The sequence below is a fragment of the Coxiella-like endosymbiont genome (assembly GCF_002871095.1).
GTDB lineage: Bacteria > Pseudomonadota > Gammaproteobacteria > Coxiellales > Coxiellaceae > Coxiella.
The window spans coordinates 1-9504 of record NZ_NSHJ01000111.1 but is presented as its reverse complement, the minus strand read 5'-3'; the positions used below and the strand labels follow the sequence as shown (position 1 = coordinate 9504).

Genomic DNA, 9504 nt, shown 5'->3' with positions numbered 1-9504 from the left:
TTTAGAAAGGAGATCTAAATATCTAGGAATTTATTTGTCTTTGTAATCTGTTCAGAATTTTTTGGTAGAGTTTACCTTCAACAATATGACTTTCATGATTTTGTCTATTAGAGAGAAATAAAAACTCTACTTTTATGGATTATGGAGGATCGGAAAGCAATACCAATGAAAACTCCTATTTAACTTAGATGAATTATTTAGTAAAGAATGTTCAGAATAAAACCTAAGCCAGTGCTGGATCATCCATGTACTTTTTAGGTGTGTTGTCTTTAGATTTTTCAGTTTATTTTAATATGGACAATATTTATGAAAACTAATATTGGTTTAATCAGTCGGGGCTAATGTATTAGTTTTCTTTCAAAGATATATTGATATTTTTCATATCAATCAATATTTTTTATCATATGTATTTTACAAAATGAAGATTCTATTGTTGCAGTTATAACAATGTATCTAGCCAATAAAAAACTAAATAATTGGTTTGTTAGTTTATCTGAGTAAGAAAAGAGGAAGAAGCAGATCCAAATTTATAATATTTAAATTTATAATATCTATAGAGCTGCTCTTTGATTTATTTATAGGCAGATAAACTGTTATGAACAGTTCAAATGTGAATGGAATCATATAACTACGCATCTTTTTTAAAGTCATTAGTAAACCAACCCTGGATTTCTAATGAGGGTAAACATGAGCATTTGAAGCATTAATATGATGACTTTATTAAAAAGTCAGTCTCTTTAGAAGAGATTTAGGTTCGTTGCTATATTTAGTTGTTGTATAATTAAATGTTGAAGCTGTTTTTCATATAAAAATGAGGAAAATCAATTAATACAAATTAAGTAAATTAAATTAATCAAGTAAATTAAATTAAATAAAAATCTAATTCAATCTATTTTTAGCAGGGTAATAAAATTTAGTTTTGTTTTGCGATTTAGGGAAAATAGGGTTTTTTATGTGTCATCATATAATCATAATTATCATCTAGCCATAATTATAATCTATGATCCTTGAGTAGGAAAGGTTTAAGATTCATAAACGTTTGCTAAAGTTTTCTAAAGATTATACATTGAAATGTTATCAAATCAGATTCAATTAAAATAATGCTTATTTAAAGTTTTTTAGGATTGATAAAATTTTATTTACTTATAAAATAAGCTTGAAGTACTTACTGCTGTCTTGTAAAATAATCAAACCATTGATTATTAAAGATACGATTCTTGATAAGAATCGTGTTCCATTTCACGAATTCTTTAATATTAAAAGCAGCTTAAATTTTAACTTTATTATACCATTAAATACAGTTTTTGAGAAAAGTTTAACACTTATAAATACCTTTTAATTCTTGATTTTTTTGAGACGAATGGTTTAAGCGAACTTTATAATGATTTTTTTAAAGTTCATAAAATAACTGAAGTAAAATAGGTGAAAAATCGCTTGGAGAAAATTTGTTATTCAAAGGGCTAGAGTATTTAAATCATGCAAATAGAAGACACCACATGATTATAATATGTAAATGTTATCATATTTTGGTCATGGTAATTTGACTGCTGGTATTTTAGATCAGGATATAGGAAGGAAAGAGGTCTATCAATATTTATATGAAAAAGTCTTGTTTATACTGAGGGGGGGATGGGAGCCTCCAACTTATACTAAATCAACTCTTCGTTCAAACTGTTCATTGTTAAAATTTATTTTGCACTACTTAATTGTTCACTTAAATATAATATTATTTTTATTAATTAGTCTATTATAATAAAGTAATTGTAGAAATTATTGGCAATCTCTTATCTAGATTAAAATTCTCTAAAATTTAATTAATCAGATTATTAAAAGATTTTTCTACTATTATCCTTTTTTCTGATTCACTTAGATGTTGTTTTATTAGAGGAAGCGGTAAATAATTTTAAACATTTTATTTTCCGAGATAGAAAAAATTTACTGTCATGGTTGCGTGTGGATACCAAAATACTAAATATTCATTATTTTAGAAATAATCAATTAATACAAAGCACTGCATTTAGTAACGCTATTTAATTAGTTTCCAATTTTTTAGAAAGTTTCTATAATTATTTAATTTATCAATAAAATTTCTTAAAAATTTGTGATACTTATTGAGGATTAGACTACTAATTGCATATTATAATTCTTCCAGTAGAACCATATTAGTGAGGAGATAATATACTATTAAAAATCTAATAAAAAAAGTAATACTCGCAAAGTATTTTTCTGTAGCACTTTATAAGGTTATATTAATAATTAGGTTATATGAATAATTTTTTTTGACTACTAAGTTTTTAAAGTAAGGGAGTAAGAATCCCAAAAGTAATAATTGCTATTTAAATTATGTAGATAGAGTAGAAACAACACACAGGCCCAAGAAGGAATAAGTTCCCAAATCCAATAAATAAAAAAGCAAAATAAGTAAAATAATAATACCATTCAGGTATTTCATATTTCTTCTAGCTATATTTTAAAATGTTTTTATAGTGAGCCAAGAGTTTTTAGCGATAATACTAAGGTAATAATTATTTTGGTACTCTAACTATTTTAAAAAAACCTCTACTAAGAAGTAGGGTACGATCCATCAAAAAACATTAATCACTACAAGAATGATGAGTAAAAACGGTAGTTTTTTTAACATTTGAGTAGACATAAAGAGTTTATTAGGAAGATATTCTGTGAACAGTATAACAACAGTAACGCCGGCAGAAAATCGAAGGAGGCTAATTTATCGGATTTCCTGATAAATTATTATTAATATAGGGAATAAGGAGTCATTCTACAGAAATAGAGGGTCATTCTAGAGAAATTGTAGCAGAGAACAAACTTTTCCTGCAAAAAAGTATTGGACTACGCTCCTTAAAGCGGGAGTAGGATTTTTAAAAATCTTGAAATATTTTTTATTATAATTATCATCCATCGTGATAATATGCTACTTATTGTATCTCCTACTAGAGAACCGTATGTATTCCCAGGAAATCTTTTTATGATGAGTATGTTGTTAATTTTGAGTAACAAAAGACCAGCCATTTTTCTTTATATCTGTCAAATTTAACTTGTAGACGAGCGTATTCACCTTGCCCTTCATACTTCATAATGATACCACTACCAAATTTAGGGTGATTAACACGCTGTCCTACATAAAATGTGGTCTTATCCGCGCTTGGGTTCGTTGCGTAGAGGTGATAGAAACTGGTTGAGAGATTTTAAGTGTTTGCTCGAACCGTGTCTATTAATTCTGGAGGAATTTCATTCAAAAATCGTGAAGGTTGGTTAAATTTTTTAAGGCCGTGTAAATGTCGAGATTCGGCGTAAGTTAAAATTAATTTTTCTTTAGCACGAGTTATCCCCACATAACATAATCGCCGTTCTTCTTCTAATTCATTTTCATTATCTATAGACATTTGATGAGGAAACAAGTTTTCTTCTAATCCACTTATAATTACTAACCGAAATTCTAATCCTTTAGCAGAGTGCAAAGTCATCAAATTTACACAATCACTCTGGGAACTGACTTGCTCTTCACCGGTTTCTAAAGCAATGTGAGAAAGAAAAGCATTTAAAGGTGATAATACACTAGTCTCGTCTGTTATCGTTTCTGGGGTAAATTGTGAGATGGCGTTGATCAATTCTTCTAAATTTTCAACGCGGGAAAGTCCTTTTTCACTTTTATCTTTATTGTAGAAAGTAAGTAAACCACTCTGCTTAAGCATTTTTTTGGTTTGTTCAACTAGAGAAAGGTTTTTTTTTGTTGGTGCACTGAGTACTTCGATTAAATTTAAAAATTGTTGTAAGGCGTTCAGGGCGCGAACGCTCAAACTCTGATTATTAATTAAGTTCATTGCTGCTTTCCATAAAGAGATACCTTGGTCACGAGCGGCAGCACGTAAGCTTATCAGTGTAGTATTGCCAATACCACGGGTAGGGGTATTGATAACACGCTCAAAAGCAGCATCATCGTGGCGGTTAGCTAATAAGCGTAGATAGGCAATTGCATCTTTAATTTCTGCTCGTTCGAAGAACTTGAGTCCCCCATAAATTCGATAGGGAATTTGTCGATCAATAAGTCTTTCTTCTAATAAACGAGATTGCGAGTTAGAACGATAAAGAATTGCGATATCCTTGTATTTTCCTTTTTTTTCTATCCATGATTCAATGCATGAACTGATGTAAAAAGCTTCATCACGCTCATTAAAAGCTGTATATAGGCTAATTTTTTCGCCTGTATTGCTTGTAGTCCATAATTTTTTTTCAAGACGGTTCGTATTATTTTTAATAATAGCATTAGCAGCGTCAAGTATGGTTTGTGTTGATCGATAATTTTGTTCTAAACGAATTGATTGAACATCAGTAAAATCCCAAGAGAAACGATGCATATTTTCTACTTTCGCGCCACGCCAACTATAAATAGATTGATCGTCATCTCCCACCACCATTATTCCCGTGTGCTCCCCTACCAAAGCACAAAGCCAGGCATATTGGATAGTGTTGGTATCTTGAAACTCGTCTACTAAAATATAATGAAATCGTTTTTGATAGTAATGGCGAATCAATGATACATCTCGTAGTAATTCAAGAGAGCGTAATAATAATTCTGAAAAATCTACGAGTCCACTTCGCAGACAAATTTCTTCATAAGCTTTATATACTTTAACTAGAATCGCTGTAAAATAACTATCATCGCTAGTTATTTGAGGTCTCCAGCCTTCTTCCTTTTGCTTATTGATAAAGTATTGGGTTTGTTTAGGGGGCCATTGAGTTTCTTTTAAATTAAAGCTCCGTTGAATACGACGAATTAAACGGTATTGATCCTCGGAATCTAGAATTTGAAATTCTTTGGGTAGATTACTTTCTTTCCAATGTGTTCGGAGTAAACGATGTGCTAAAGAATGAAAGGTCCCCATCCACATTCCTGTGTTGGGAATACTTAACATATTTTTAATTCGTCTTTTCATTTCGTAGGTAGCTTTGTTGGTGAATGTCACTGCTAGGATGTTATAAGGAGAGACACCCTGTTGTTGGATAAGCCAAGCAATACGATAAGTTAATACACGTGTTTTGCCACTGCCTGCACCGGCTAAAACACGTACGTAAGGAGATAATGAGGTAACTGCCTCTTTTTGTCGAGGATTTAATGATTCTAAAAGAGTTAGATTTTCCATGTCAGATCCATTTTACCCAAACTACGCAGAGGTTGACAGAAGCCTATCAACTAGCGATGATGGATCTATGTCTACGTTTGAACAGAAACCACGATTACTGAGTGGTGATACGCCAACAGGACGTCTCCACTTAGGACATTGGGTAGGTTCAGTGGAAGATCGGGTTTCCCTCCAAGATGAATATGAATGTTATTTTGTGCTCGCAAATACTCACGCATTTACTACTCAAGCCGAACAACCTGAGGTCATTCGTCAAAACACATTAGACATTGCTCTTGATTATTTAGCGGTAGGCATTAATCCTGATAAAAGCACGATTTTTATTGAATCTGATGTCCCAGCCATTTTAGAATTAAGTGCTTTTTTTAGTATGCTTATTCCGTTTTCTCATTTAATGCGTAATCCTACTATTAAAAATGAAATTCGAGACAAAGAATTAGGAAACAATTATTCAATGGGGTTTTTATTATATCCAGTTATGCAAGTAGCTGATATTTTGTCAGTTCGTGCTGAAATCGTTCCTGTAGGTGAAGATCAGGTTCCCCACTTGGAATTAACTCGTGAAGTAGCGAGGCGTTTTAATCAATTGTATTGTGGAGTAGATCCGCATAGTGAAGATAAAGATTATTTAAAGGCTGGTGCTTTATTTCCAATACCAAAAGCTAAGGTTGGGCGTGTTCGGAGATTAGTTGGAACTGGTGGGCCTAGTAAAAGTGGTCAATTATTAAAAATGAGTAAATCGCTCAATAACGCTATTTTTTTAAGTGATCCTCCAGATGTTGTACGAAAAAAAATTATGAATATTTATACGGATCCGAATCGTTTACGTGTGACGGATCCAGGAACAATTGAAAATAATCCCTTGTGGGTTTTTCACGATACCTTTAATTCCGATAAAAAATGGGTAGAAAAAGCGAAGCAGTCTTATCGTGAAGGTAAAATTGGTGATGTAGAATGTAAAAAGCGTTTAGTAGATGTATTATTAGAATTTTTGGCGCCCTTTCAAAAACGTCGTTCTGAATACGAAACAAATCATACGAACGTATATAAGATTTTGAAAAATGGTGCCGATCAGGTGAATGATATTGCCAATAAAACATTACGACTTGTCAAAAAAGTAACCCGTCAGAATTATTTTTAATTTACTTAAAAGGTAATAAATACAATTTTTATGCATAGTATTTTTAAAAGAGATAAAATCAATTTAATTTAGAAGTAAAATTCTTAATTTTGTCCTAAAAGTCAGGTATAGTATATCCAAAATTTTAATTTTAATCATTATCTTGTGGGCAGTAAACACAGAAAGCGGTTAAGCCATGATTGATGAGTGTCTGAAAAATTACTTACGTAATTATTATAGTTATCTTTTTATTAAAAAGATAAAGATATTTTAAATACTTGACACTTAATTTAAATTTTTCTCGCATTTGAATGAAAAGTAAGATAAAAAAGCATAGAGGTTTTTGGTGAGGAGCCATTTTATAACAGTAACTATATCAACAAGCCGTTCAGTTATAGTTTTCTCATTTTAAGATGCACGTGAGTATTAGCTCTTAGCTCTTAATTTTATCTCTGTAATTGTATGCATGGTTAAATAATTCTTTCATGTTTTCTATAATTAACTTCCAATCAAATTGAGAGAATATTTTGTATAGTGCAGAGCCAACATCCGCATGAAGTTGAAACATTAAATTGCGAAATAACTCTCAGTGTTTTGATAGTAATTTTACTATAATGATTCATGAATGTTTTGTGGGCTAAATTTGAATTGTAGATAAAAAATAATCTAAATATATAAGATTGGATATTGAAAAACAGTGACTGAGAAAATCTTGTTATTTTGGGTCCTACATAATTTTTGTAATTAGGAAAAGTGAAGGGGGCAATCTTTTAATTAATGATCTTTATTAAAAGGATTAATTTCTCTGCATACCTAAAGGTGGAATGAGTTCAAATTGATGAATGAATTCTAATAATTTTAAATGGACTTGAAGATTACCAGCAGAGCTTTTTGTAGACTAATTAAAACATCGATTTTTCTAATCTTAAAATTTCTGATCTACTTATTTTACTTTTCTCGAAGATAATTTATCTATTGTTTGTTAGTTATCACTAGATTGTTTTTATATCAATTAGTGTCAAGTACTAAAAAAGTTTAATTTTCTATTGACTTCATTATCTCAAAAAAATTATTGTCGCTCACAGTATCAGGATTTCGGATAAGTATAATATTTGATTTAATATTTTAAATTATTCATTCTCTTTTTTGAGAGAAAGTTCAAATTTCTTTAGGTAACAGATTATGGGTGCTATTTTCTTGTGCGTTACTTAAATGTATTTATTGATGTAGATCAAACCAATAAATTTGATATTTAATTGAGATTATAATGAGATTTTTTAAAAGTAATATTATTCGGAGGTGATAAAAAAGTCGATAAAGTATTGCTATTTTACTATCTGACAAATAATCAAGTCATTTTATCTCTAAAAAATTTTAGGCAAATCCATAATGTAAAGGTAAAAAACTATTCACCACTATTACTGAATGATAGGTGGATGAGTACAGTATCAACAAGAGTACAGTATATAAAGAATTGCTTAAAAGTATTTTAATTTAGTATTTATTTACTAATATTTTATTGATTGTTTTCCTGAAAACCAGGTGATTCACTGTTTTCGATATTATAAATGAATGATAAGTAAGAGACTTTTGATGAAGTGAAAATTATGAGTAAAAATATTACTTCAATATACTACTGAAGTAATAGGTGTTTAAATTGATTTGAGATCAGATTGTGTTAGTGCATGATGCATTAGAACAGCATGATATGGTCAAATATTTCAGAAAATTTAAGGAATAAAAATTGATTGTAATGATTTATAGAATTATTGTTTTCTCTGTATTTAAATGTCTAATTATATATTGTGATCTTAATCATAATTCTTAATTATGATTACCTAATGACTATGTATTGAAACTAGAATATACCTAGTCAATTCTCTCATTACTAAACCTCTGTTAAAGGGTATATGCTAACAGGCTTTTTTAGAATTCTTTCTTGGTCACTCGGTCCAAGAAGCTGAACATCCCTCACGTTGATAAATAGCTTAATCACTTTGTTTAGCTGTTTGTGTGATAAAAATATCATTTAGGAACCTATAGTTATTTTGAATCTTATTTAAATTCATGAACTTAGCTTTTCTAATATTTACCCTTATGAAAAGTATATTGACAGAAATATTTTAATTTTTTAGAAAACGTTTTTTACTAACCTCATCTAGTTAAAAGACTAAACAGAAATTTATACTCAGATATATTAACTTACATTGAATGGTATTATTGAATTAATATTAGCCTTGGATAATGTAGAATTACCCTTAGATGTAAGGATTTTTATGACTATTAATAGTTTTATCTTCCTCAAAGAAAATTTGAAAATTCTTTGAATGATTTGCTTATCTTCACGATATTCAATTAGGTATTTATAATTTTCATTATATTATCTACATTATATTATCTTCATTATATTAACTTTCTGCATACTTTATGTATTAGTGAAAGGAAAGATTATTTAAATAAATTATAGGTACTTCAATATATTCCTAATAGAACGTTTATAAATTTAATATACAGTATAAATTTAAAAGACATAAAATTGGTAGAAATTGAAGAAAGTAGTTCCTCATATGGTCGAAGAAGCTATATATTTATACAATTTTTGATACGAAAAAGATTTGTTATCTTAAGGGAGGAAAGTTGGTTTTCTACGGAAAAAGTATATTAATAGAATCAACTAGATATAATAGAATCAAAGCTTGATATTTTGATCAAAGCTTTGAGCTGTTTCTGAAAAATACCGTAATAGATAAATGGTGCATTAAATTTTGGTAAACATAAGAAAGAGTTGATTAAATTTGTATGTTGGATTATTTTTTGGTGACACTATTAAAGCTTTATTTAAAGAATCTATTGATAGTTTTTATCATGTGACTTGTATTAGACTCTCTAAAACTCTTGTTATAAGAGAAGTATTTTATAATTATAAAAAATTAAATGTGATATGATGGGGAGTAGTGTTAGGAGAAGATGATTTTCCTGAAAAAATATTAACCCGTTAGTATTTTTATCATATTAATGAACTCGTAATATAGATTTCCAAATTAATAGACAACTATTGTTATAGTGAGATGTCTGTTTATTTAGAATTTCATCTTAAATCAGAAAATGTGACAGATGTACTTAAAAAATTTTAGAAAACATTTTATCCTGGATCTAAGGAGGTGATTACTGAATATTTATATAGTAATAGTGTAGTGATATTTATTTTTATTTTTGAGAAAG

1 protein-coding gene and 1 pseudogene are annotated in these 9504 nt (G+C 29.3%); one reads left to right on the top strand and one right to left on the bottom strand.

Translation table 11 applies throughout. The features are described from left to right. Nucleotides 1–2984: 2984 nt before the first annotated feature. Nucleotides 2985–5162, bottom strand: a pseudogene (gene uvrD, locus CLERM_RS02470) (DNA helicase II). 67 nt (nt 5163–5229) lie between these two features. Between uvrD and trpS the strand changes: the two are divergent. Beyond that, nucleotides 5230–6303 carry a tryptophan--tRNA ligase gene (trpS, locus tag CLERM_RS02465; protein ID WP_102157015.1) on the top strand — a complete coding sequence of 358 codons (1074 nt, stop codon included), beginning with the start codon at nt 5230–5232 and terminating at the stop codon, nt 6301–6303. The last annotated feature ends 3201 nt before the right edge of the window (nt 6304–9504 follow it).

Coding starts and splice junctions, on each gene's coding strand:
- trpS (WP_102157015.1), top strand. CDS start 5,230: ATGTCTACGTTTGAACAGAAACCACGATTACTGAGTGGTGATACGCCA.